This is a genomic window from Rhodococcus sp. T2V (assembly GCF_029269925.1).
Classification (GTDB): Bacteria; Actinomycetota; Actinomycetes; order Mycobacteriales; family Mycobacteriaceae; genus Rhodococcus_F; species Rhodococcus_F koreensis.
This window is the reverse complement of record NZ_JARJBD010000028.1, coordinates 90,640-113,833: the sequence shown is the minus strand read 5'-3', so window position 1 is coordinate 113,833 and position 23,194 is coordinate 90,640. Positions and strand designations below refer to the sequence as shown.

22 protein-coding genes and 3 pseudogenes are annotated in these 23,194 nt (G+C 68.2%); 11 read left to right on the top strand and 14 right to left on the bottom strand.

Going from position 1 to position 23,194, the window contains the following annotated elements; genetic code table 11:
• Positions 1-307: pseudogene (locus tag P3H15_RS23675) on the bottom strand (pyruvate dehydrogenase); the annotation flags it as partial.
• A 221-nt stretch (positions 308-528) separates the two neighbouring features.
• Between P3H15_RS23675 and P3H15_RS23670 the strand changes: the two are divergent.
• Positions 529-1,611, top strand: a complete 1,083-nt coding sequence (locus tag P3H15_RS23670) for a M48 family metallopeptidase (protein ID WP_276139459.1) — start codon at positions 529-531, stop codon at positions 1,609-1,611.
• A 3-nt stretch (positions 1,612-1,614) separates the two neighbouring features.
• On the opposite strand, the pseudogene P3H15_RS23665 reads toward P3H15_RS23670, so the two are convergent.
• A pseudogene (locus P3H15_RS23665) lies at positions 1,615-3,988 on the bottom strand (arylsulfatase).
• 266 nt (positions 3,989-4,254) lie between these two features.
• Between P3H15_RS23665 and P3H15_RS23660 the strand changes: the two are divergent.
• Positions 4,255-5,400: an aromatic acid exporter family protein gene (locus tag P3H15_RS23660; RefSeq protein WP_276139458.1), complete on the top strand. Its 1,146-nt coding sequence runs from the start codon at positions 4,255-4,257 to the stop codon at positions 5,398-5,400.
• 10 nt (positions 5,401-5,410) lie between these two features.
• Here the strand turns inward: P3H15_RS23660 and P3H15_RS23655 are convergent, their stop codons facing one another.
• Positions 5,411-5,806 carry a VOC family protein gene (locus tag P3H15_RS23655; protein ID WP_276139457.1) on the bottom strand — a complete coding sequence of 132 codons (396 nt, stop codon included), beginning with the start codon at positions 5,804-5,806 and terminating at the stop codon, positions 5,411-5,413.
• Positions 5,807-5,844: 38 nt separating this feature from the next.
• Here P3H15_RS23655 and P3H15_RS23650 point away from each other — a divergent pair, with 38 nt between their 5' ends.
• Entirely contained in the window at positions 5,845-6,684 is an 840-nt protein-coding gene (locus P3H15_RS23650; protein ID WP_276139456.1) for a nucleotidyltransferase domain-containing protein, read from the top strand.
• 12 nt (positions 6,685-6,696) lie between these two features.
• Here the strand turns inward: P3H15_RS23650 and P3H15_RS23645 are convergent, their stop codons facing one another.
• From P3H15_RS23645 to pdhA, 5 genes are all read right to left on the bottom strand, one after another.
• A complete protein-coding gene (locus tag P3H15_RS23645; RefSeq protein ID WP_276139455.1) occupies positions 6,697-7,131 on the bottom strand; it encodes a VOC family protein in 435 nt (144 codons plus the stop codon).
• Positions 7,132-7,225: 94 nt separating this feature from the next.
• Positions 7,226-8,599, bottom strand: a complete 1,374-nt coding sequence (gene lpdA, locus P3H15_RS23640; RefSeq protein ID WP_276139454.1) for a dihydrolipoyl dehydrogenase — start codon at positions 8,597-8,599, stop codon at positions 7,226-7,228.
• Positions 8,599-9,855, bottom strand: a complete 1,257-nt coding sequence (locus tag P3H15_RS23635; protein WP_276139453.1) for a dihydrolipoamide acetyltransferase family protein — start codon at positions 9,853-9,855, stop codon at positions 8,599-8,601. Before P3H15_RS23635 ends, lpdA begins: the two co-directional genes overlap by 1 nt.
• Complete coding sequence (locus P3H15_RS23630; RefSeq protein WP_276139452.1) at positions 9,852-10,856, bottom strand: alpha-ketoacid dehydrogenase subunit beta; 1,005 nt, start codon at positions 10,854-10,856, stop codon at positions 9,852-9,854. Before P3H15_RS23630 ends, P3H15_RS23635 begins: the two co-directional genes overlap by 4 nt.
• 3 nt (positions 10,857-10,859) lie before the next feature.
• Entirely contained in the window at positions 10,860-11,996 is a 1,137-nt protein-coding gene (gene pdhA / locus P3H15_RS23625) for a pyruvate dehydrogenase (acetyl-transferring) E1 component subunit alpha (protein ID WP_276139451.1), read from the bottom strand.
• A 135-nt stretch (positions 11,997-12,131) separates the two neighbouring features.
• On the opposite strand from pdhA, the gene P3H15_RS23620 reads away from it, so the two are divergent.
• Both P3H15_RS23620 and P3H15_RS23615 read left to right on the top strand, forming a co-directional pair.
• Positions 12,132-12,608 carry an Lrp/AsnC family transcriptional regulator gene (locus P3H15_RS23620; protein ID WP_087556093.1) on the top strand — a complete coding sequence of 159 codons (477 nt, stop codon included), beginning with the start codon at positions 12,132-12,134 and terminating at the stop codon, positions 12,606-12,608.
• Between the two features lie 21 nt (positions 12,609-12,629).
• The gene (locus tag P3H15_RS23615; protein ID WP_276139450.1) at positions 12,630-13,298 is read left to right on the top strand and encodes an AIM24 family protein; all 669 of its coding nucleotides are present in this window, start codon (positions 12,630-12,632) and stop codon (positions 13,296-13,298) included.
• A gap of 21 nt (positions 13,299-13,319) precedes the next feature.
• Here P3H15_RS23615 and P3H15_RS23610 read toward each other — a convergent pair whose 3' ends face one another.
• The 6 genes from P3H15_RS23610 to P3H15_RS23585 all read right to left on the bottom strand — a co-directional run bounded on the left by P3H15_RS23610 (position 13,320) and on the right by P3H15_RS23585 (position 19,578).
• A complete protein-coding gene (locus P3H15_RS23610; protein WP_276139449.1) occupies positions 13,320-14,768 on the bottom strand; it encodes a PepSY domain-containing protein in 1,449 nt (482 codons plus the stop codon).
• Positions 14,769-14,986: 218 nt separating this feature from the next.
• The gene (locus P3H15_RS23605; RefSeq protein ID WP_276139448.1) at positions 14,987-15,517 is read right to left on the bottom strand and encodes a hypothetical protein; all 531 of its coding nucleotides are present in this window, start codon (positions 15,515-15,517) and stop codon (positions 14,987-14,989) included.
• A 55-nt stretch (positions 15,518-15,572) separates the two neighbouring features.
• Positions 15,573-16,586, bottom strand: a complete 1,014-nt coding sequence (locus P3H15_RS23600) for a hemolysin family protein (protein ID WP_276139447.1) — start codon at positions 16,584-16,586, stop codon at positions 15,573-15,575.
• Positions 16,579-17,946 carry a hemolysin family protein gene (locus P3H15_RS23595; protein WP_276139446.1) on the bottom strand — a complete coding sequence of 456 codons (1,368 nt, stop codon included), beginning with the start codon at positions 17,944-17,946 and terminating at the stop codon, positions 16,579-16,581. Before P3H15_RS23595 ends, P3H15_RS23600 begins: the two co-directional genes overlap by 8 nt.
• A gap of 167 nt (positions 17,947-18,113) precedes the next feature.
• A complete protein-coding gene (locus tag P3H15_RS23590; protein ID WP_276139445.1) occupies positions 18,114-19,088 on the bottom strand; it encodes a histone-like nucleoid-structuring protein Lsr2 in 975 nt (324 codons plus the stop codon).
• A 49-nt stretch (positions 19,089-19,137) separates the two neighbouring features.
• A complete protein-coding gene (locus P3H15_RS23585; protein WP_276139444.1) occupies positions 19,138-19,578 on the bottom strand; it encodes an Lrp/AsnC family transcriptional regulator in 441 nt (146 codons plus the stop codon).
• A gap of 77 nt (positions 19,579-19,655) precedes the next feature.
• Between P3H15_RS23585 and P3H15_RS23580 the strand changes: the two genes are divergently transcribed.
• From P3H15_RS23580 to P3H15_RS23555, 6 genes and pseudogenes are all read left to right on the top strand, one after another.
• A complete protein-coding gene (locus tag P3H15_RS23580) occupies positions 19,656-20,399 on the top strand; it encodes an AzlC family ABC transporter permease (protein ID WP_276139443.1) in 744 nt (247 codons plus the stop codon).
• The gene (locus P3H15_RS23575; protein WP_276139442.1) at positions 20,392-20,721 is read left to right on the top strand and encodes a branched-chain amino acid transporter permease; all 330 of its coding nucleotides are present in this window, start codon (positions 20,392-20,394) and stop codon (positions 20,719-20,721) included. Before P3H15_RS23580 ends, P3H15_RS23575 begins: the two co-directional genes overlap by 8 nt.
• 88 nt (positions 20,722-20,809) lie before the next feature.
• The gene (locus P3H15_RS23570) at positions 20,810-21,055 is read left to right on the top strand and encodes a hypothetical protein (protein WP_095861655.1); all 246 of its coding nucleotides are present in this window, start codon (positions 20,810-20,812) and stop codon (positions 21,053-21,055) included.
• A 229-nt stretch (positions 21,056-21,284) separates the two neighbouring features.
• Positions 21,285-21,578, top strand: coding sequence for a putative quinol monooxygenase (locus P3H15_RS23565; protein ID WP_276139441.1), 294 nt, complete (start codon positions 21,285-21,287; stop codon positions 21,576-21,578).
• A gap of 40 nt (positions 21,579-21,618) precedes the next feature.
• A pseudogene (locus tag P3H15_RS23560) lies at positions 21,619-21,887 on the top strand (NAD(P)/FAD-dependent oxidoreductase); the annotation flags it as partial.
• 448 nt (positions 21,888-22,335) lie between these two features.
• The gene (locus P3H15_RS23555) at positions 22,336-23,181 is read left to right on the top strand and encodes a DUF4097 family beta strand repeat-containing protein (protein WP_276139440.1); all 846 of its coding nucleotides are present in this window, start codon (positions 22,336-22,338) and stop codon (positions 23,179-23,181) included.
• The last annotated feature ends 13 nt before the right edge of the window (positions 23,182-23,194 follow it).

Here is a 23,194-nt window from a genome sequence, read left to right as displayed (position 1 = left end):
CCATCGACGCACACGACGCCTGATGCCCACCCACCTTCAACCCCGTCGGATTCGGCCGAACCCGGTTGGCGTGATGGATCATCGACGTCGCCAACCACAACACCCGATGCTCGATCTCCACGAGTGCTTCCGGAGTGATCAAGCGCGGGGCGAGTTGGTTCGTGTGGGCATCGATCGTGCGGGCGTCGTTCATTGTGTCGTCCTTGCCTGTGAGTTCCGGGCACCGAATCCGATCCTCCTCGGCCCAGTTCGTGAGCGAGGCGGATCGGCGGTGACGGGCAGGCGGACCTGTGGGAACCGGCCTCACCGCATCTTCGAGGTCTCGTGTGCAGATCTCTCACAACAGTCGACCATCGGAACGCACTTTGAGCAATACCAGTGACCAAACTCGAGCATTCTGCGCATTCACGGAGCGAACGCCGCAGTCGACGGTTGCCAAAATGCCCAGCACGACCGCCACCGCTACCGCCCGGCGCTACCCTGACCGGAAGGGCTGTTCACAGCGCACACCACTCAGGGGGATCGATTTTGACCACCACACCAGACCGCGTTCGCACGGCGTTCCCGGACATCAGTTCGCGTGCGTGGGAGCACCCCGCGGACCGGGCGGCGCTCGTCACCCTGCGCACGCTGAAGGGGTTCGACACCGTCTTTCGGACCATCTCGGGTCTGCTGCAGGAGCGTCAGCACCGGCTGATGTACCTGGCCACATCGGTGCGCGTCGACGAACGGCAGTTCAGCGATCTCCACGACCTCCGCAGCGATTGCGTGCGGATCCTGGGTGCCGACGAGACCCCTGAGCTGTTCGTGCTGCAGACCCCGGTGGTGAATGCCTTCACCATCGGCATGGACCGGCCGTTCATCGTGGTCACCACCGGGTTGCTCGACGTGATGAACTACGAAGAGCAGCGGTTCGTCATCGGTCACGAACTCGGGCACGCGCTGTCCGGGCACGCGGTGTATCGCACGATCCTCATGCACCTGATGCGGCTGGCCGGGACCATCGGCTGGATGCCCATTGGCGGGTGGGCGCTGCGCGCGATCATCGCCGCGCTCATGGAATGGCAGCGTAAGTCCGAACTGTCCGGCGACCGTGCCGGATTGCTGTGCGGGCAGGACGTCCACACCGCCCTCCACGTGCAACTGAAGCTGGCCGGCGGTTCCCGGGTGAGTGAGATCGACACCGACGCCTTCCTGGCCCAGGCCGCGGAGTACGACGCGAGCGGGGACCTCCGCGACGGCGTCCTCAAGCTCCTCAACATCGAACTGCTCGCCCACCCGTTCTCGGTGTTGCGGGCCGCCGAGTTGAAGAAATGGGTCGACAGCGGCGCCTACGCGGCAATCCTGCGCGGGGAGTACCCGCGCCGGCACGAGGACGACGACGCCAAGATCAGCGAAGAGTTCCGCAAGGCCGCGAAAACGTACAAGCAGAATTTCGACGCCTCCAACGACCCGCTGATCCGCATGCTCCGCGAGATCGGCAGCGGACTGGGCACCACCGTCGACGCCGTCGGCACTGGTGTCGGCGACGTCGCGGCGGACATCAAGGAACGCTTCACCCACTGGCGCCGGAACTCCGACGGCAAGAGGGATTCCGACGGCGACAGCTGACCGTCAGTCGGCCATCGCCTCCGCCAGCTCCTCGACCTCCTGGATGACCGGTTCGGGTACCCGCACCGGTCCGGGGGTGTAGGTGACCGACCGCAGTCGGCCGGTGAACCGGAACGTCCCGCGCCGTTCCCGCAGATCCCACACCACCGGTCCACGGGCGTCGACGCCCACCGAGATCCCGGTCCACGGAGCCATGCCCACGAGCTGGAACTGGTCGTCGAGGGTGGCGACGTCGGTGGTGACGCCGGCCGCGTCGGTGAGCGCGACGGTGAAGTTCCACCGGACGGATTCGGTGGCCTCGGCCCGCACCTGCACAGCCACCACACCCTCACCCAGGGGCGCCGACGTGTGCGCGACGCGGCCGTAACTGTTGACCGCGAACACGATTCGACCGCCCTCGACGTAGAGCACGTAACCGCCGTGCGGATCGCCGTGCGCAACGAGCACTCCCTCCTCGCCTGCGGCGATCTCGTGGGTGGCGACGTCGATGGTGAAGTCGCGGTACTGGATCAGCACGCTGGACCGGTAGCGTTCCAGCGTGGGCGTGCCCGCGAGGATCTTCACCGGTTCCGCGAGCCGGCGCTCGTCGGGCCGGCGCTGCACGGCCTTGCGGTCGTTGAGGATCGGGAACACGGTGTTGTGCCAGGCCGCGCGATCCCACGCCTCGGCGAGTTCCTGCACCTTCTCGGGGAAGAGGTGGGCGACGTCCGCGGTCTCGGCGGGGTCGGATTCGACGTCGAACAGTTGCCACTGCGGATCGTCGACCCGGGTCGGATCCGTGTGCAGCGACAGCAGTTTCCAGCCGTCCCGATAGAACCCGCGGTGACCGCCGAACTCGGCGTACTGCTCCGTGTGCGGAGTGGGCTGCGTGGCGTCCCGCAGGACGTCGGCGATGCTGACGCCGTCCCGCTCCTGCGCGGGAAGCCCGTTCCGATGGGTCGGCGTCTCGAGTCCGGCGAGGTCCAGGAGGGTCGGGGTGATGTCGGTGACGTAGGAGTAGTGCTTGCGCAGCCCGGTGTCGCCCTCGTCGCGCCGGAGCCCGGCGGGCCAGGACAGCAGGAACGGCACCCCGAACACCGCCGGCGAACGTCTGCCCCTTGTAGAACCGGAACGGCGTGTTGGATGCCTGACCCCAGCCGCGCGGGTAGTGGACGCCGATCTTCTCCGAGCCGATCAGTTCCTCGTCGTGCGGGACGTCGCGCACCCAGTCGGACGGCACCGGTCCGTGCACGAATTGACTGAAGTACGAACGGGTTCCCGCCGCACCACCCTCGGCGGTGCCGCCGTTGTCGGAGGTGAACACGATGATGGTGTTGTCGGTTTCGCCGAGTTCGTCGAGGGTGTCGAGGACCCGGCCCACGCTCTGGTCGATGCTGTCGACCATGGCGGCGTAGACCTCCTGGTACCGGGCGAACCGCAACTGCTCCGCTTCGGTGAGCTCGTCCCACGGCGGGGCGTCGTAGCCGGGTTCGGTGTTTCGCTCGGCGATCGGCGTTCCGGGAGGGAAGAAGCCGGCCTCGATCTGCGCGTCGAACCGGTTGCGTCGCAGGGTGTCCCAGCCCTCGGTGTAGCGGCCGCGGTACTTCGCGAGGTCTTCGGGCTTGGCCTGGTGCGGCCCGTGCATGGCGATGTGCGAGAAGTACAGGAAGAACGGCTTGTCGGCGTCGTGGGCGCGCAGGCTCTTGATGCGGGCGACGGCCTTGTCGGTGATGTCGTCGGTGACGTAGTAGTCCGGCGGGTACTCCTCGACGTCGACCACCGAATTGTCGGCGATCAACTCGTTCGGATAGTAGAAGGAATTCAGCCCTTCGAGGGAGCCGTAGTAGCTGTCGAATCCGCGCTGCAGCGGCCAGGAGTCGCGGGTGCGCCCCGGTGCGAGGTTGGTGTCGCGCGCGAGATGCCACTTCCCCACCGCGTGGGTGGCGTACCCGTTCGCGCGGAGGATCTCGGCGAGGCTGAGCGCGTCGTCGGCCAGTTCCATCCGCAGCCCGGGGAAGCCGGGATCGAAGTTCGCGACGCTGCCGTATCCGGCGCGGTGCGGGTTCAGCCCGGTGAGCAGCGCAGCGCGGGCCGGTGAGCAGACCGAGGTGGTGTGATAGTTGGACAGCCGGTAGCCACTGTCGGCAAGCCGGTCGAGGTTGGGGGTGTCGATCTCGGAACCGAACGGCCCGATATCGGAGTAGCCCATGTCGTCGATGAGGATCACCACGATGTTCGGCGCTCCGGCCGGGGCCTTCGTCTCCGGCTTCCACCACGGCGTCGACTCCGCGCTCGTCCGCCCGATGTGTCCGCCGAATCCGTCGTACCCTCGCGCGCCCGACGGGATCTGCTGCCGACCGTCGACACCGCTGGTTCCGTTACTTCCCACTTCGGGCACGCGCGCAATCCCTTCACTCACGGAGAAAGGATTTCCCCGCACATGTGGGGGAATCGTACGGATGCTCACGACCTCGGCGAGTGGTTTGAATCACGAAGATTCCAAACCACGTTCACCAGCTGTGACCTGCATCGCCCGAAACCGGTGGCAGAACGTGATCTGCGCAATGAAAGGGGCCACTTTTACACGCGCGTAAGAATTTCAGGACAGGATTTGCGGTGAACGTGCTCCTGCCCGCGTGTGATCGTCCAGAAAGCTGTACCACTGTGCTCCAGCTCATCTCGATACTCGGCCTTCTCCGACGTGCCGGCTCCACCGCATGGCCGTCGCTGCGCACCGCGTTGCTTCGCTTCGCGGGGTACCTGGTGCCGATTGCGCAGACGGCGGTCACCGCCGGGGCGGCGTGGTGGGTGTCGGTCGAGGTGGCCGGTCACGAGCAGCCGTTGCTGGCCCCGCTGGCAGCGGTCGTGTGCCTTTCCGTCGCGCGCGGCGCCCGCAGTCGCCGCGCCGGTGAACTCATCGCCGGTGTCACCATCGGAACGATCGTGTCGGACGTCGTCGTGCGGTACATCGGCAACGGCCCGTGGCAGATCTGCCTCGTGGTGGCGGTGGCCATGTCTCTGGCGGTGCTGCTCGACGGTGGCTCGGTGATCGTGCTGCAGTCGGGTTCGTCGGCGGCGTTGGTCGCGGCGATGGCGTCTGCGACCGCCGCGCACCCGTTCGACCGGGTCGTCGATGCGTTGATCGGGGGCGCACTGAGTCTGGTGGCGTTGTCCGTGTTGCCCACCGACCCCGTCCGGCGGACGCGCCGGTGCGCCGCCGCGGTGCTGGACAGCGTGTCCGCTGCCCTCCGGCAGACGTCGAAGGGACTTGCCGCCGGGGATGTCTCCGCACTGGAGGACGCTCTCGCACTTGCCCGTTCGACGCAATCGACCATCGACAGCATGCGCGTCGAACTCCGCTCCGGATCCGAGGTGGCACGGATTTCACCGATTCACTGGCGGGGACGTCGGCGTATCGGCCGGCTCGCGTCGATCGCGGACCCGATCGACAATGCCGCACGCAACACCCGGGTTCTGGTGCGGCGGGCCCTGATCGCCACGTACGACGGCGAGCGGGTGGACCCGCAGTTGGCGGACGCCGTCGCCGAACTGGCGCACCTCGCCGATCGGATGCGGCTGATGATTCTCGCGACTCCCGCGACGAAGCCCAACGAAATCCAGCTCAGCGACGAACTCGAACGGTTCGCGCGCTCACTGCCGCAGCAGGAAATCTCGGCCGGGTTCTCCTCAGCGGTCGTGTCCGCGCAGGTGCGATCGATCGTCATCGACTTCTTCGAGGTGTGCGGCATCCCGCGCGCCGTCTGCCGTCCGATGCTGCCCCGCCCCGCCCAGTACGCGGGAGCCGCGTAGCCGGTCGACCTCAGGACAGCTCGAGCCGGCACTCCTCCGGCGCGCGGGAGTTGTCGATGACGCAGAACCGGTTTCCCTCGGTGTCCGCCAGCACGACGAAGTCCGAGTCCTCCGGGTAGCGATCCCACGGCACCCGCTGCGCGCCGAGACCGACGAGTCGTTCGATCTCGGCGGCCTGATCTCCGCCGTCGCGGGCGTGCAGGTCGAGGTGCAGCCGTGGCTCGGGTTCCGCGTCGTGTTCACTCTGCTGGATCGCGAGCACCGGTCGGCCGTCGGGCAGCGTCAGGTTGGTGAAGCTGTTGTCGCCGACCGGCGGGAGCGCGGTCAGTCCAAGTGCCTCGGTCCAGAACCTGACTGCGCGGTCTATGTCGCGTGCCCCGATCACGGTCGTTCCCAAGATGAGCATGATCCGAACTTATCCGCTGCGCCGGGTAGCGGTGGACGATGTGGGGTGTGGAATTTCAGGATGCGGTGTTGCGGCCCCTCGCCGAGCGGTTGTGCCGCATCGACGGCGTCGTCGGAGTCACCCTCGGCGGCAGCCGCGCCCGCGGCACGCACACGGCGGAGTCCGACTACGACCTGGGCGTCTACTACCGCGGGGCGCTCGACACCGACGGGCTGACCGCGCTCGCGCGGGAGTGGGCGGGCGCCGGGGCGTCGGCGACCCGCACCGGGGAATGGGGTCCGTGGGTCGACGGCGGGGCGTGGCTGTCGTACGACGGCCGGGCGGTGGACTGGCTGTACCGCGACCTCGACCGGGTGGCCGCGGTCTGGCGGGACGCGCAACAGGGGGTGTACGGGTTCCACGCTCAGACCGGTCACCCGTTCGGATTCGCGGACTTCGCGTACGTGGGCGAACTCGCGTCGGCGGTGATCCTCGCCGATCCATCCCGACAGCTCGGCGAGTTCCGCACCGACATGCTGCACTATCCGGACGCACTGCGTGACACGTTGGTACGGCGCGGGCTGTGGGAGGCGGAGTTCGTCACTGTGCTGGCCCGCAAGGCAATCCCGCGCGCCGACACGGCGTACGTGGCGGGGTGCCTGTTTCGCGCGGTGTGCCTGTGCGCCCACGCCCTGCACGCGCACGCCCGGCGCTGGCTCATCAGCGAGAAGGGCGCGATTGCCGCCGCCGGCGCCCTGCCGAACGCACCGGCCGACTTCAGCCTTCGCGCTCACGCCGTCCTCGGCCGGCTCGGCACGACACCCGACGAGTTGACCGCCGCTCTCACGCTGGCCGAACGGCTCGTCGCGGACACTCGCGACGCCTGCCCGCTCACCTGAGCATGCGCATCCTCAGCCCTCCTCCCCGAACCGCCCGCGGGCCTCGACCGGAATCAGCGGCTTCTCCGCCCGTGCCCTGATCTGCTGGACCGCCCACGTGTTGCCGTCGGGATCGGCAAAACCGAAGAACGTTCCCCCGTCACGCTCGTCGAACACGGTGATCTCACTGACCTCGACACCCCGGTCGAGCAGTTCCTGCCGGGCCGCAGTCGCGTCGGCGACCACCAGTTGCAATCCCCGCATCGACCCCGGTGCCATCTCCGTGTGCGACGGGAGGTCGCCGATCACGATCGAACACCCCGAACCGGGAGGCGTCAGCTGCACGACGTGCATGTGCTCGTTGGTGGTGTCGTGATCGAGGTGGAAACCGAGTTTGTCGCGGTAGAACGCGACGGACCGATCGATGTCACCGACGGGCAGAACGACCACTTCGAGAGTCCAGTCCATGATGCGAATTCCTCCGGATAGTTGGGCAGCAAGATTGCTCCGCATCAGATACTGGCACCGTTCCGCATCGCGTGGTGGCGCAACGACGCAGAACTCAGCCGTGCGTGTGCAGCGGTTTCCCCGACAGCGCGAGCATCGCTTCGCCCAGCGCCTCGTTCTGCGTGGGGTGCGCGTGGACGAACGGCGCGACGTCGGCGGGCAGGGCCTCCCAGGCGACGGTCAGCTGGGCCTCGCCGATCAGCTCGCCGACGCGGTCGCCGACCATGTGCACACCCACCACCGGGCCGGTGTCTCCGGCCCGTACGACCTTGATCCCGCCGGACGTTCGCAGGATCTGGCTCTTGCCGTTGCCGGCGAGGTCGTACACCACGGACGTCGCGTCGCCGTGCCGTTCACGGGCGGCGTCCTCGGTGAGGCCGACGGACGCGACCTCCGGATGCGAGTACGTCACCCGCGGAACGAGATCCTCGGCCACCGGAACCGGATCGAGGCCGGCGATCTCCTCGGCGACGAAGATTCCCTGCTGGAAACCGCGGTGCGCCAGCTGAAGTCCGGCCACGATGTCCCCGACGGCATACACGCCGTCGACGGAGGTACGCAGCCGGTCGTCGGTGACGACGAACCCGCGGTCGAGGGTGATGCCGTGTTCGGCGAATCCGCAGTCGCCGGTGCGCGGTCCCCGCCCCACCGCCACCAGCAGGATGTCCGCCTCGAGGGTGTCGCCGTCCGCGAGTTCCACGAGGACGCCGTCGGCGGTCTCCTTCGCCGCGGCGACCGTGACGCCGGTGCGGGTGGCGATCCCGCGTTTGCGGAACGCGCGTTCGAGTTGCTTCGAGCACCACGGATCCTCCGCCGCGACCAGGCGCGGCAACGCCTCGACGATGGTCACGTCCGCACCGAACGATGCCCAGACACTGGCGAACTCGACACCGATCACGCCACCCCCGAGAACGATGGCCTTCTCCGGGACGAACCCGAGGTTCAGGGCCGTGTCGCTGGTGACGATGCGCTCACCGAGCTCGATGGACGGAACGGTCCGGGTGTAGGAGCCGGTGGCGAGCACCACGGACGTTCCCGTGTAGCGGGTGCCGGCCACCTCGATCGTCCTGTCTCCGACATACTGTCCGTGACCGGTCACGACGGTGATCTTGTGGTGGGCGACCAGGCCTCGGAGCCCCTTGTGCAACCGATCGATCGTGCCGTTCTTGTACCGGTGCACCGCGTCGATGTCGATGCCGTCGAACGTCGTTCGCACGCCGAACTCCGCACCGGTCCGCGCGGCATCGGCGATCTCGGCGGAGTGCAGCAGCGCCTTGGTCGGGATGCAACCCCGGTGCAGGCAGGTTCCGCCGATCTCGTCCGCCTCGATCAGCGTGACCGACAGCCCGAGTTGCGCAGCCCGGAAGGCGCAGGCGTAGCCGCCGGAACCACCACCGAGGATCAGGACGTCACTGTGTGCATCAGCCATCAGAGCCTCCCCAGCACGGTGATCGGGTTCTCGATGAAGTCGGCGAACGATCTGAGGAATCCGCCGGCGACGCCGCCGTCGCACACCCGGTGATCGAAACTCAGCGACACCTGCATCACCTTCCGGACGGCCAACTGCCCGTCCACGACCCACGGTTTGTCGAGGATACGACCGATGCCGAGGATCGCGGCCTCGGGATGATTGATGATCGGGGTCGAACCGTCCACACCGAACACGCCGTAGTTGTTGAGGGTGAACGTGCCCCCGGTCAGCCGCGACGGCTGGAGCGTCCCCGCACGGGCCAGCGCCGTGGTGTCCCGCAGTTGCCGGGCGAGGTCGACGGTCGTGAGCGAATCGGCCCGCTCGATCACCGGGACGACCAGCCCGCGTGGGGTTTGCGCCGCAATACCCAGGTGCACATGGCCGTAGCGGACGATCTCGCCCCGTTCGGTGTCGACCGCCGAGTTCAGTTCCGGGTACCGCGCGAGCGCCGCGAGCGCCAGGCGCGCGAGCAGGGCCATCAGACCGACCTTGTCGTCTTCGGGCAGTGCGGCGTTGATCGTGCGGCGGGCCTGCACGAGTTCGGTGGCGTCCACATCCACCCACGTCGTCGCGTCCGGAATTTCGCGGCGGCTCGTGGACAGTTTGTCGGCGACCGCTTTGCGCAGGCCCTTGATCGGAATCCGCTGCACGTCGGCCGTCTCGGGAGTGGTGGCGAGTGCCCGCTCGACGTCGGCGCGGTTGATCACACCACCGGGACCACTGCCCGGCAGCCGCGACAAGTCGAGGTCGTTCTGCCGCGCGAGGTTACGGACGACCGGTGAGATGACCCGCGTCGCAAAAGCCTTGGGGGCCTGCGTGACTTCGCGGTTCGCGGCGACACGACGCCGGCGCCGACCGGTGTCCTCACTGGTGCCGTACCCGATCAGGACGTTGCCGGAGCCGAGCCCCCGGGTCGCTCCGCAGGCTCCGCCCCCGGCCCGCTCTTCCTCGCGGTACTGCTCGTGCGCGGCGGGGGTCCCGCTGACAGTGATCAGCGGCGTGCCCACCTTCAACGTCGAGCCTTCGTCGCCGTGCAGGGAGATCACCGTGCCCTCGAAGGGAATCGGCACCTCGACCGCGGCCTTGGCGGTCTCGACCTCGACGACCACCTGGTCGATGGTGACGGTGTCGCCGACCCGGACTCGCCATTCGGCGATGTCGGCCTCGGTGAGTCCCTCGCCGAGGTCAGGGAGCAGAAAGACCTGGCCGCTCATGCTGTCACCGCCCACCGGGTGTCGGCGGAATCGTTCCACTGCAACCGGTCGACGCTGTCGAGGACGCGGTCGACGTTCGGCAGGTGCAGGCGTTCGAGTTTCGGCGCCGGGTACGGGATGTCGAATCCGCTGACCCGCAGCACCGGGGCATGCAGATGATGGAAGCAGCGTTCCTGGACGCGGGCGGCGATCTCGGCGCCGACACCGGCGAAACCCTGCGCCTCCTGAATGACGATGCACCGGCCGGTCTTCCGGACCGACGCCATGACCGTCTCGTCGTCGAACGGCACGATCGACCGCAGGTCGATCACCTCGAGGTCGTGACCCTCCGCCGCGGCGGCCTCGGCGGAGTCGAGCGCGACGGTCACCGACGGACCGTAGGCGACGAGGGTTGCGTCCCGTCCGGCGCGCAGGACGGCTGCCTGCCCGATCGGCGCACCCACCGTCAGGTCGACGTCGGCGCGGGAGAAGTACAGCCGTTTCGGCTCGAGGAAGATCACCGGATCCGGGTCGTCGATCGCCGCCCGCAGGAGGGTGTAGGCGTCCTCGACGGTGGACGGGGCCACCACCTTCAGCCCCGGGGTGTGGGCGTAGTAGCCCTCGCTGGAATCGCAGTGGTGCTCGACGCCGCCGATGCCGCCGGCGAACGGGATCCGGATGACGATCGGCACCGACAGCGCGCCCTTGGTGCGGTTCCGGATCTTCGCGACGTGGGAGACGATCTGCTCGAACGCCGGGTACGCGAACGCGTCGAACTGCATCTCGACGACGGGCTTGAACCCGGCCATGGCCATACCGATGGCGAATCCGATGATTCCGGATTCGGCGAGCGGGGTGTCGAAGCAGCGGTCGTCGCCGAAGTCGCGGGTCAGTCCGTCGGTGACCCGGAAGACGCCACCGAGCGTGCCGACGTCCTCACCGAAGACGACGACGTTCTCGTCCGCGGCGAGCGCGTCGCGCAGTGCGGTGTTCAGGGCCTGAGCCATGGTGAGGGTGGGCATGATTCAGTGCTCCTCGGATTCGGCGGCCAGTTCGGCCTGCACCTGGGCCTGCTGTTCGCGCAACTGTGGGGTGGGTTCGGCGAAGACGTGCCGGAACAGATCGAGCGGGTCGCGGGGACGGTCGACGTTCATCCCGGCGCGCAGGGCCGCGGCGGCGGTGTCGGCCTCGGCGGTCAGGGCGTCGACGGCCGCGTCGTCGAGCAGGTTCTGGCCGCGCAGGTACTTCTCGAGCCGGGTCAGCGGGTCGCGTCCGAGCCACTGCTCCACCTCGGACGAATCGCGGTAGCGGGTGGCGTCGTCGGCGTTGGTGTGCGCGTCGATCCGGTAGGTGTGGGCCTCGACGATCACCGGTCCGTTGCCGGCCCGGACGAAGTTCGCTGCCTCGTCCATCACGGCGAGCATGGCGACCGCGTCGTTGCCGTCGACCTGCTCGCTGCCGATTCCGTAGCCGACGCCCTTGTGCGCCAACGTCGGTGCCGCGCTCTGCCGGGCGAGCGGCACACTGATCGCGAATCCGTTGTTCTGCACCAGGAACACCACCGGGGCCTGGAACACGGCGGCGAAGTTGAGGGCCTCGTGGAAGTCGCCCTCGCTGGTCGCGCCGTCTCCGCAGAATGCCAGCGCGATCGTGTTTCGGCCCCTGCGGTGTTCGCCGTACGCCACTCCGGTGGCGTGCAGCAACTGGGTGGCCAGCGGGGTGCACTGGGGGGCACTGCGATGGCGGGCCGGGTCGTAGCCGCAGTGCCAGTCGCCGGCGAGCATGCTGAGGATCTCGACCGGGTCGATGCCGCGGGCGGCGAGCGCCACCGAGTCGCGGTAGGTGGGGAACATCCAGTCGGTCGGCCGCAGGCTCATCGCCGCCGCGATCTGGCAGGCCTCCTGACCACGCGAGGACGGATACACCGCGAGCCGGCCCTGCTTGGTCAGGGCCGTCGCCTGCTGATCGAAGCGCCTGCCCAGCACCATGTTCCGGTGCATCTCCACCAGACGGTCGTCGCCCGGCCTCGGGTACCGGGCCTCGCTCTCGGTGAGCGCGCCCGCCGAATCCAGATACTGCACCGCACTGTCGGCGGGAAGGAACTTCCGATACGGCCTCGCCAGGGGCGACTCTACGAGCGTCACGTCTACCTCCAGATGCATTGTGTTCGTCAATGCTCGCAACTCAACGACCTATCGACAACGACTGGGCGGAATCAGAGACAAATGGCTTAGAATCGGCCTGTCGGGGGCAGAATGTCTCACCGGAGTGTGAGCGACCGCAGCAGGGATGGACAGATGGCCGAGGGCACAGCGGACACGTACGAACTCGACGCGATCGACCGACGCATCATCAAGGAACTCGTCGCCGACAGCCGCATCTCGATGCGAGCGCTGGCGGAGAAGGCGCACATCTCCCGCGCCCACGCGTACGTCCGCATCGAACGGTTGCAGGAAGCCGGGATCATCGAGGGTTTCACCACCCGCATCTCGCACTCCAAGGCGGGGCTGGGCTCCTCCGCGTTCATCGCCCTGTCGATCAGGCAGGACTCGTGGCGGGGAATCTCCACCCAACTGCGGACACTGCCGTTCGTCGAGCACTTCTCACTACTGGGCGGCGATTTCGACGTTCTCGTCCTCGTCCGCGCACCGGACAACAGCGCACTGCGTCACGTCGTCCTCGAACGGTTGCAGAGCCTCGAAGGTGTGCAGGCGACCAAGACGTGGCTGATCTTCGAGGAAGCCAGCGGGCCCGGACCGGAGTGGGTTCGTTGACGCGGCGGATACGATCGCAGCATGCGCAGCGACCTGATGAAGAACGCGGAACGCAATGGAGAACCGGGCACCTTCGTGCTCCAGAATCCCCGAATGCTCAAGGTGGACTTGACCGGAACCGGCGGCCACTTCTTCGCCCGGCAGGGAGCGATGGTCGCGTACCAGGGTGACGTCGACTTCTCGTACGAGGGCAGCGGCGGCGTCGGGAAGTTCTTCAAGAAGGCGCTCACCGGTGAGGGCATGTCGCTGATGAAGGTGTCCGGCAGCGGTGACGTGTTCCTCGCCCGCGACGCCGACGAGATCTTCCTGCTCGAACTCGAGGACGAGTCGGTGACCGTCAACGGTTCCAACGTCCTCGCGTTCGACAGTTCGCTGAGCTGGGACATCCACCGCGTCGAGGGCGCGTCGATGCTCAGCGGAGGACTGTTCAACACTACGTTCACCGGGCGCGGCGTTCTCGCCGTCACCGTGTACGGCACCCCCGTCGTCCTGAACGTCGACACCCCCACCTACGTCGACATGCAGAGCGCGGTGCTGTGGTCGACCGGCCTGCACTCGACCATCCGGAAGACGGCGAAGATGGCCGCCGCGATCGGCCGCGGATCCGGTGAGGCGTACCAGCTGTGCCTCACCGGAAACGGCGTCGTCGTCGTGCAGGCGTCGGAGGGGCACCCGGTTCCCAAGGCGTGACCGCGCGGGTGCCCCTCTCGATCACCCGGCCCGGGTACGGCCGAGGGCGCCGACCGCGACGTCGACGAACAGGAACGCGACGAGGCTCAGTCCCAGCAGCGGAACGAACCAGCCGACGAGGACGACGCAGGCGACTCCGGCCACGGCTGCGACCGGGTGGATGCGACGCCACGTGCCGCGCGCCGGCGGCCTGCCCACCGCCCTGGCGGTGCCACGGGTGGGCCTGCGCCGCCACCAGAGGACGTAGCCGCGGACGATCACGGCGAGCAACGCCACCGCGAGAGCGGCCAGGATCAGCTGGTTGAGCAGACCGAACAGCAAGCCCATGTGCAGGGCGATACCCCAGGACGTCAGCTTCGCGGCGAGCGGCCAGTCGGCGAATCGCGACACGTCCGTCACCGTGCCCGTGGCCCCGTCGACGGCGATCGAATCGGTCGAGAACTGCCACGGTTCCCGGGTCTGGGTGACCGTGAACGCGGTGCCCGCGGCCGCGGGAACGGTCGCCTCGACGGCACCGGTGACACCGCTGCGGCGGGCCACGTCGAGGACGGTGTCGAGTTCGCCCACATTCGTATCGAGGATCCCCGGATCCGACGCCGGGGTGTGCCCCGCCCCATGCCCGTCGTGACCGCCCGATGCAGCGCCGCCGGAGTTCGGCGCCGAGTCCAGTTTCTTGTCGATCTTGGGGGTGGTCCAGCTCAGGGCGGAGCGGAGTTCGCCGACGTTCTCGCCCGCGTACCGCGACCAGGTCAGACCGGTGGCCGAGAGGAACACCAGACCGACCGCGATCCAGATCCCGACCACTCCGTGCCAGCTCAGGGTGCGATTGCGTCCGCGACTCGACCGGTCGAGCGTCCACAGCCGGGCGGCGTCCGCGTTCCGGGCCCGGGTCGTGCGGTACCGCTGCACCCACAGGTACACGCCGCCGAGCGCGATGACCCACAGCCACGACGCGGCGAGCTCACTGTAGATACGTCCGGGCTCCCCGAGGTGCAGGTGCCGGTGCAACTGCGAAATCCAGGTCCGCATCGGTAGCGCCCCACTGCTGCCGTACACCGCCAGTTCGCCCTTCGACTGCGCGGTGGCGGGATCGACGAAGACCGCGAGTCGTTCGGATTCGCCCAGCCCGGGGTCGGTGAACATCACCTGCGTCGTGTCGCCCGGTTCGGTCGCCGGGCGCACCGCCACGACGGCGAGGTCCGGGCGGACCTGCTGCGCGGCCCGCACCTGTTCGGACATCGGCAGGTCGGGGCCGGTCGAGTCGACATGCAGGTAGTCGCGGTAGACCAGCTGCTCGACGGACGGCGCGAGGGCGTAGAGGCCGCCGCTGACGGCGGCGATGATCAGGAACGGTGCCACCAGAATCCCCGCGTAGAAGTGCAGGCGCAAGATCAGTGGCCGGAGACTGCGCGGCGGTGAGGTCGGGGCGGGCGCGACGGGTTTGTCGCGTTCGAGTTCGGGAATGGACATGACGGTCTCGATTCGAGTTCGGGTGAGTCGGGCAGCCCGCGCCGTCGAGGCCGCGCACGTCGGGGTGCGCCGGGCAACTCGAGGTCGGGGATGTTCCGACTCGGGAAGGGATCGGCACCGGGACTCGCCGGGAGTCTTCTGGTGCCGTGTGAGAACACGCCCGACCGGCGAGCGACACGTCTTTTCCGTGTGCGCCGGGAGGGCGGTGAGAGGTTCGACTAGACGAGTGCGGGTGGCCCGCGGGTACCGGCGCCCGCGGCGACCAGCAGCCACAACGACAGCTTCGCGCGGTAGACCGGGGTCGCCGACCAGGTGCCGGTATCGACCTGCAACGGGGCCAGGACGGCGAGAACGATGCGCGACAGCGCCGCCAGGGCCCGCAGACAGGCACGTTCCGCCGATCGGACCAGCACCGCGGCCACCGCAATGGCGGCGAGGTGCGCGGCGATCATCGGAGTGGACAGTCCCAGGCCGTGCGCATGATCGGCCGCCAACGCCAGCGTGGTGTGGCCGATCAGCTGGCCCGCTGCGAGCACCGACAGCACGAACAACCACTCGCGGCTGGCCACGCGGATGGCTGCGACCGACGCGCCGACCGCGGCGCACGCCGCCAGAAGCAGCACCACCGCGCCATCGCTTGGGGGCATTCCGCCGCCGGCGATACCGTGCGCGGCGATGCTGACCGCGCCGGACACTGAACCCACGACGGAGCCGCGCACCCGCGCGACCACATCCAACCGTGAATTCACCCCGCGAGGGTACCGCTCCCGCGATCCCGGCACCGGCCGCGGTATGCGAAACGGGTCAGGCGGACGCCCCCGCCGCCGGACGCAGACGCGCGAGGACGTCCGTCAACGTGACGACACCGATCAGGTGCCCGTCGTCGGTGACGATCGCGAGATGGCTGCGGGTCTCGCGCATCGTGTGCAACGCCTCGTACACGGCGGCGTCCGCGTCGAGGGTCAGCACGGGGCGCATCAGGTCGGCGGCCGTCACCGTGGTGCCTGCCCGCAGGCTGTCCCGCGCGTGCACCACGCCCGTGATCCCGTCGTCGTCGCGCACGAGTAGCCGGAGGTGGCCGCTTCGATCCGCGGCCGCCTTGATCGCCGCCGCGGTCGCGTCCGGGGCGACGCTGCTCGGGGAGGTGTTCGGCCGCACCATGTCCCGCACGGTGAGCGATTGGAGTTCCAAGGCACTGGTCAGCTGGCCGTGGTACCGCTCGTCGAGCGTGCCGACGGTCGCGGAGTGCTCGACGAGGTGACGCAGCGCGTCGGGATCCTGACCCGCCCCGACTTGGTCGACCGGTTCCACGCCGAACAGTCGCAGGCACCGGTTCGCCATCCGGTTCAGCACCAGCAGCAGCGGGCGGGTGGCCCACATGAACCCGCGCATCGGGATCGCCAGCAGGGTCGCCGATTTCTCCGGGTGCGCGATCGCCCACGACTTCGGTGCCATCTCGCCGACGACGAGGTGCAGGAACGTGACGATGATCAGGGCGAGGACGAATCCGAGGACGTCCGCCAGCCACAGCGGGGCACCCCACCCCTCGAACGCCGGGGTGAGCCAGTGATGCACGGCCGGCTTCGTGACGGCACCGAGTGCGAGGGTGCACACGGTGATGCCCAGCTGGGATCCGGCCAGCAACACCGACAGCTCGGATGCGCTGCGCAGGGCGGCCCGCGCCGCCCGACTGGTGGGGGCGGCGTCCTCGAGCCGGTGGCGGCGGGCGGCGATCAGTGCGAACTCGATCGCCACGAAGAACGCGCTGGCCGAAATCAACCCGACGGTGACCACCAGGACGACCCAGGGATTACTCATCGGTCGTGTCACTTTCCAGGATGCGGAGCCTCACGAACAGCGAGGACGGAACGTGCTTGTCGACCGCCCGCACCTCGGCGTCGAGGCTTCGGACGGGTGGGTCGGCGTCGGCGATCAGGTCGGCCGGATCCGGGTTCAATCGGATCGCGACGACATCCCCGACGGCGGGGAGACCACCGAACTCCGCGATGACGGCGCCGGCGAGCGTCTCGAAGTCACCGGACGGGAGGTCGTGTCCGAGAACGCGCTCCACCTCGTCGATGTGCAGGTCGCCGGGCATCGTCCAGCCCTCGGACTCGGAGCCCGTCACCGAGGCGTCGCCGTCGGGATCGTGTTCGTCGGCGATCTCACCGACGAGTTCCTCCGCGAGATCCTCGATCGTGATGACGCCGGCGAAACCGCCGTACTCGTCGACGACGAGGGCCATCTCGTCCCGGGCGGCCGTCAACTGTTCCAGCACGTCGGGCAGCGGCAGCGACGTCGGCACGACGACGGCCGCGCGCGCCCGGGACGCGGCCACCCCGTCGGGTTGTTCGCCGAGCAGGTCGTGGAGGTGGATGACGCCGCGCAGGTCGTCGGAGGAGGTCCCGACGACGGGATAGCGGGTGTGTCCGGCGCCCATCTTCCCGAGCACGCTGCCCAGGGGTTCGTCGGACCGGACGGTGTCGACGTGGGCGCGGGGAATCATGGCATGCCCGGCGGTGCGGGTGGGGAAGTCCAGGATCCGGTCGAGCAGGGTCGACAATTCCCGCGGCAGCTCACCGGCGTCGCGGGACTCGGCGACGATGTGCTCGAGGTCCCGCGCGGTCGCCGAGTGCTCGACGTCGTGGACCGGCTCGATCCGCAGCGCGCGCAGCAGCAGGTTCGACGACTGGTCGAACAACCAGATCAACCAGCCGAAAAGTTTCAGGTAGACGGTGGTCGACAACGCGAGCCATCGCGCCACCGGCTCGGGACGGGCGATCGCCAGGTTCTTCGGGAACAGTTCACCGAACAGCATCTGGACGAAGGTGGAGAACACGACGGCGAGGACGGCACCGACACCGACCCCGACCGCGGTCGGGATGCCGACGCCGCCGAGGAGTTCGCCGAGACCGCGCCCGATCAGGGGTTCGGCGACGTAACCGACGAGCAGACCGGTGACCGTGATGCCCAACTGGGCGCCGGAAAGCATGAACGAGGTGCGGCGCGTGACGGCCAGTGCGCGTGCGGCGCCCGTGTCTCCCGCCTCCGCCCTGGCCTTGAGCCGCGAGCGGTCGACCGACATGTACGCGAATTCCTGCGCGACGAAATAGCCGGTCACGGCGGTGATCAGTAATACGACGACGACGCCGAAGCCGATGCTCAGGACGGTCACCACGGTGTCACCCGCGTCCTGCGTCCGGGACTGCGGTGATCACTCTGGGGCGGGCTGGGTCTTCGGGGGCGCGAAGCGCTGGTCATGGCTCTCTCTGTAATCGGAGTACGAGCCACCCATAGTAAAGGACTCTTTACCTTTTCGGACGGTGGGTGCGCAGGGTCACGCTTTCACTGCGGATGAGCCGCCGAGAACGCGCGCATCACCGCTGCCGGGATCCGTCCCTTCTCCGACACCTCGATCCCCTGAGCCCGAGCCCAGTCGCGGACGACCGCGGGGCGCTGCACGTCGACTTTCGCGGGCGCCACGGGCGGCGCCGTCGCGAACGTCGTTTCGAGATCGCTGGTCGCCCGAGCCGATTCCCACTCGTGCAGGCAGGCGCCCAGCCAGCGATAGGTCCACTCCTGGCCCAGTTGCCGCGTCTCGCAGAACGTCACCGGCAGCGCCGGAAACCGGGCCTGCAATTCGGCCAGCGCCTCGGCGACCCTGGCGCCGCTGACGTGTTCGAGTTTGAACAACCGGCTGTACCGGTCCTCGACCACCACGGCGGCCCGAGGCAGTGCGCTCAACTCGGCCGCCGCGTATGTCATCCGCCCGGACAGCAGGCTCGCCGCAAGATCCTCGAGCGTCTTGCGTTCCACCACCGCCACGATCTCGTCGCCGACCTCGACCGCGTAGTCTCCCGCGGACAGCCGTCGGCGAACCGTGGTCGCCTGCTGCTTCCCGAACGTGTACGGATACTTTTCGGCAGTGTCGACGACGATGTCGAGCACCCGGCCGTGGGCCCGCGCCGTCGGCACCGTGACCGCGGGCCGCGCCTGCTTCGCGGTGCGCGGCGACTGCCAGAAGATCATCTCCCGGCCCCGCGCACGGGTCATCACCAACTGGGAGCGGTTCTCCCGGGCACGGGTGAGCACCAGGTCGATCGCGGGGCCTCGCCGGGTGCACGAACGAACCTCGAGCCGCTCCAGGATCTCGGCGTCGGCGGGCCACCCGTCGGCCCGGTGGCAGTAGACCTTGGATTCGCGGGGCCAGGGCTGCTTCGCCTTGACGACGATGCCGCCCGGTCCCAGCGGCACCCGCACCAGATAGGGAAGCGTCGAGCCGGCTTCCGGATTCCGCGCGATCAGCAGGTCGTCGGGCATATCGCCAGAATAGGGGACCAGACGCGAGGCACACCCGATTCGCGGCCGGTCAGTCGGCGCTCTTGATGGTTTTCATCGTGATCAGCGACGTCACCCGCGACACCGCCGGGAGTCCGCTGAGCTTCGTGGCCATGAAGTTCTCGTACGTCGCGAGGTCGCGGACCGCGACCCGGATGAAATAGTCGGGGATCCCGAACAGCCTCCGGCATTCGATCACCTCGTCGAAGGCGGCGACCCGGGACTCGAACTGCTCGATGGTCGCCTGGTCGTTCACGCCGATCTCGGCGGTGACGATCACCTGGAATCCCCGATCCAGCGCCTCCTGGCTGACGATGGCGCGGTAGCCGGTGATGACGCCGTCCGCCTCGAGTTTCTTGACCCTGCGCAGACACGGGGAGGGAGTCAGACCCACGAGATCCGCCAATTCGGTGTTGGTCAGACTGGAGTCGTTGCGCAGGTGGTCGAGAATTGCGAGATCGATGTCATCCATCGCACTATTATTGCGCACAGGGCCGATTACGGGCATTCTCTCGCAATCGTGCACCTGGATCCTTGCTATAGATTTGCGTGGTGATCGATCCAGCCCCCTTCTCCGCGACCGCAGTCGTCGACCCCGACCACCGGCACACTCCCGAATGGCGTCGAGCCCTGCAGGCGTCCCTCCCCGTCGGGATCGGACTGGTTCCGCTGGGGATCGCACTCGGAGTGCTCGTGGTCCAGCAGGGACTCAACCCCTGGTGGGCGATGGTCTTCACCTCGCTGATCTACGCCGGTTCCCTCGAATTCATCGCGGTCGGCATGGTCGCCACCCTGACGCCCCTCCCGTACATCGCGCTGACCGCGCTGCTGGTGAACTTCCGGCACGTGTTCTACGCCTTGAGCTTTCCCCTCGACAGGGTCACGGGCCGGCTCGCCCGGTTCTACAGCATGTTCGCACTGACCGACGAGGCGTACGCCATGTCGGTCACCGGCGACCGGAGGTCGACGACCGGTCGGGTCATGGTGTACTCGCAGCTGTACCTCCACGCGTACTGGATCGGCGGGGCGATCCTCGGAGCGACTGCAGCGCAGTGGATCCCGGAGAACATCGTCGGACTCGACTTCGCGCTGACCGCACTGTTCGTCGTGCTGTCCATCGAGGCGATCCGGGCCCAGAGCGGTTTCGCGGTTCCCACGATCGCCTGTGTGTGCGCTCTGACCGCGCGACTCGTCGACGCAGAACACATGCTGCCGATCGCGATGGGCGTATTCGTGAGCCTGCTCGTCGTCCGATACTTCGTCACGCGCAGAAAGGTGCCTGCCGATGCCTGACCCCGGTTACATCCTCGCGGCCGTCGCGATCATGGCGGTGGTCACGTTCGCCCTGCGGGCGGTCCCGTTCGCGATCGTCATGCCGTTGCGGTCGTCCGCGCTCGTCGGCTACCTGGGTGTTTACATGCCCGCCGGGATCATGCTGATCCTGGTGGCGTACTCGCTGAAGAACGTCTCCGTCACCGCGCCGTCGCACGGGATCCCCGAACTGATCGCGGTGGGGGTCACGGCCGCGGTACACCTGTGGCGCAAGAACGCGGTGCTCTCGATCGTCGTCGGGACCGGGCTGTACGTCGTCCTGATGAACTGGGCATTCGCCTGAGCCCGGCCCGCCTCACGTTCTACGATGCAACCACACGGGTAGGCAGGAACCACAAGACAGTCGGCCGTTTCTCGGGAAGGACGCACTGATGAGTGAACAAGAAGTTGGTTCGGTGACGGGTCTACGGGACAAGGACTACAACCTGATCTGGTTCGTCGAAGCGTCACTGAGCAACGCGCTGCGTCTCGAGGGCTACATCTCCGACGCCGACATGGACGGCGACGCCGAGTTGGCCGACTTCTTCCGCCGCGCCCAGGCCGTGAGCCGGAAGGGCGGCGATCTGGGCAAGGCGATGCTCGCCGCCCGTCTCGGGAAGGACAAGAAGGAACAGTAAGGTCCCCGCAAACGAAAACCGCCGGCACCCGAAGGTGCCGGCGGCTTCTGCGACGGTGCCGTCATATCGCCTCTCGGCAAGTGGTCGCTCTCGGCGACGAATTTAATGTGGTACCCGGGGTATGTCCGACACCGTCGACGGGTTCAACAGTACCGTCCTCGGAGATATTCCGCGATATCCGCGCCACCGGAATCACCCCGACTCCGGTACCCGAACCGGGAGCGAACTTATGGTCATCGTCGCCGGACACATCACCGTCGAACCGGAGCAGCGCGAGTCCTACCTCGCAGGCTGCGTGAGCGTCGTCGAACAGGCGCGCAGCGCGGCCGGCTGCCTCGACTTCGCCATCTCGGCCGACCTGATCGACCCCGGCCGCATCAACATCTTCGAGCGCTGGGAGTCGCAGGCGGCGGTCGACGCCTTCCGCAGCGGCGGCCCCAGCGACGAGCAGGGCGCGGCGATGCTCACGGCGTCGGTCGCCGAGTACGACGTCGCCGACGAGCGGGCGTTGTTCGGCGAATGATCGCGCATGATCGCGATCCGGCAGTCGTCGCGGCGTAGACCTGGCACGACGGCAGGGTGACCGATTCCGATCGGTCCTCGTCCTCGGCTCGGGGTTCGCCGGTTTGTGGCCGCGCTGGGAGCCGCACGGCGGCTCGACGAACTCGGCGCAGCCGGCACCGTCGATGTCACGGTGATCAGCGCGAAGCCCTTCCACGACATCCCGGTCCGCAACTACGAGGCGGACCTCAGCGCGTGCCGCATCCCGCTGAGCGACCTGCTCGACCCCGTCGGCGTCGGGCACATCGCCGCCGAGGTGACGGCGATCGACACCGCAGCGCGCACCGTCACCGCCTCGGGCGACGGGGCACGCAGCGGTACGACCGCCCAGCGCGTCTATCCCCCGTTGAACCGCGACCGCGACGCGCTCCTGGCCGCCGCCGCGCCGACGCTACAGGCACGACCCGATCCCAGACAGTGACCGTCCGGGTCTTCCGAGAAGTGTCGCCGCAGTCATCGCCGATCGACGCGGCAGATTCCTGACCATCAGTTTTCCGTCGACAGCCACTTCATGGTGCCGCAATACGCCCGTTGTGAGCCAAACAGGGCTTGTATTGGTGCCACCTTGGTGCCATAGTGATGCCATGCACTTGATCTCGTACGTGCGACATCGCGACCGCACCACCGGCTGAGCCGATCGAGGATGCGGCCCTGCATCCCGCTACACCACGTCCCCGACCTGCGGGACGTGCCACCTACCCACGACGAAGGGGACAACCATGCCCAATTTCGCTACACCCGAACCGATTTCCGTCACGCTCGGCCTCGGCGTCGGCAATGTGTGGATCACCGCGAGCGACCGGACCGACACCGTCGTCGACGTGCATCCGAGCGACGACTCCGACGAGTCGGACGTCCAGGCCGCTCAGCAGGTCCGCATCGACTACGCGGACGGCGTTCTTCAGGTCACGGGACCGAAGGCGCGCGCCCTCGACTTCTCTCGCAAGACCCGGTCGGTGAACGTGTCGATCGAATTACCCAGCGGTTCACGGGTATCCGGTTCGGTGCAGGTGGGAAACCTCAGCGGCACGGGCCGGCTCGGGGAGTGCACGTTCAAGACCTCCGCCGGGAACGTCCGACTCGAGCGCACCGGTTCCCTGCGCGTGAACACCGCGGCCGGTGACGTCACCGCGGACGGCGTCGCGGGCAACGCCGAGATCCGCACCGGCTCCGGGAAGGTACGCATCGGCGAAACCGCGGGCACCGTGGTCGTGAAGAACTCCAACGGCGACACCACGATCGCCGCGGTCACCGGGGACGTCCGGGTGCGCTCGGCGAACGGCGCCATCTCCGTCGACCGGGCCGGCGCGAGTGTCGAGGCGAAGACGGCCAACGGCAGCATTCGCATCGCCGAGGTCGCCCACGGCTCGGTCGAGGTCGGGACCGCGATGGGCGACCTGGAGATCGGCATCGCCGAAGGCACCGCCGCACGGCTGGACGTGAAGTCCAAGTTCGGGCGGGTACACAACGCGCTGGACGACATCACCCGGCCCGCGGCGTCCGACAAGACGGCCGAGGTGCGTGCGCACACCGCGTTCGGCGGCATCACGATCCGCCGGTCCTGATCCATTTCCGACC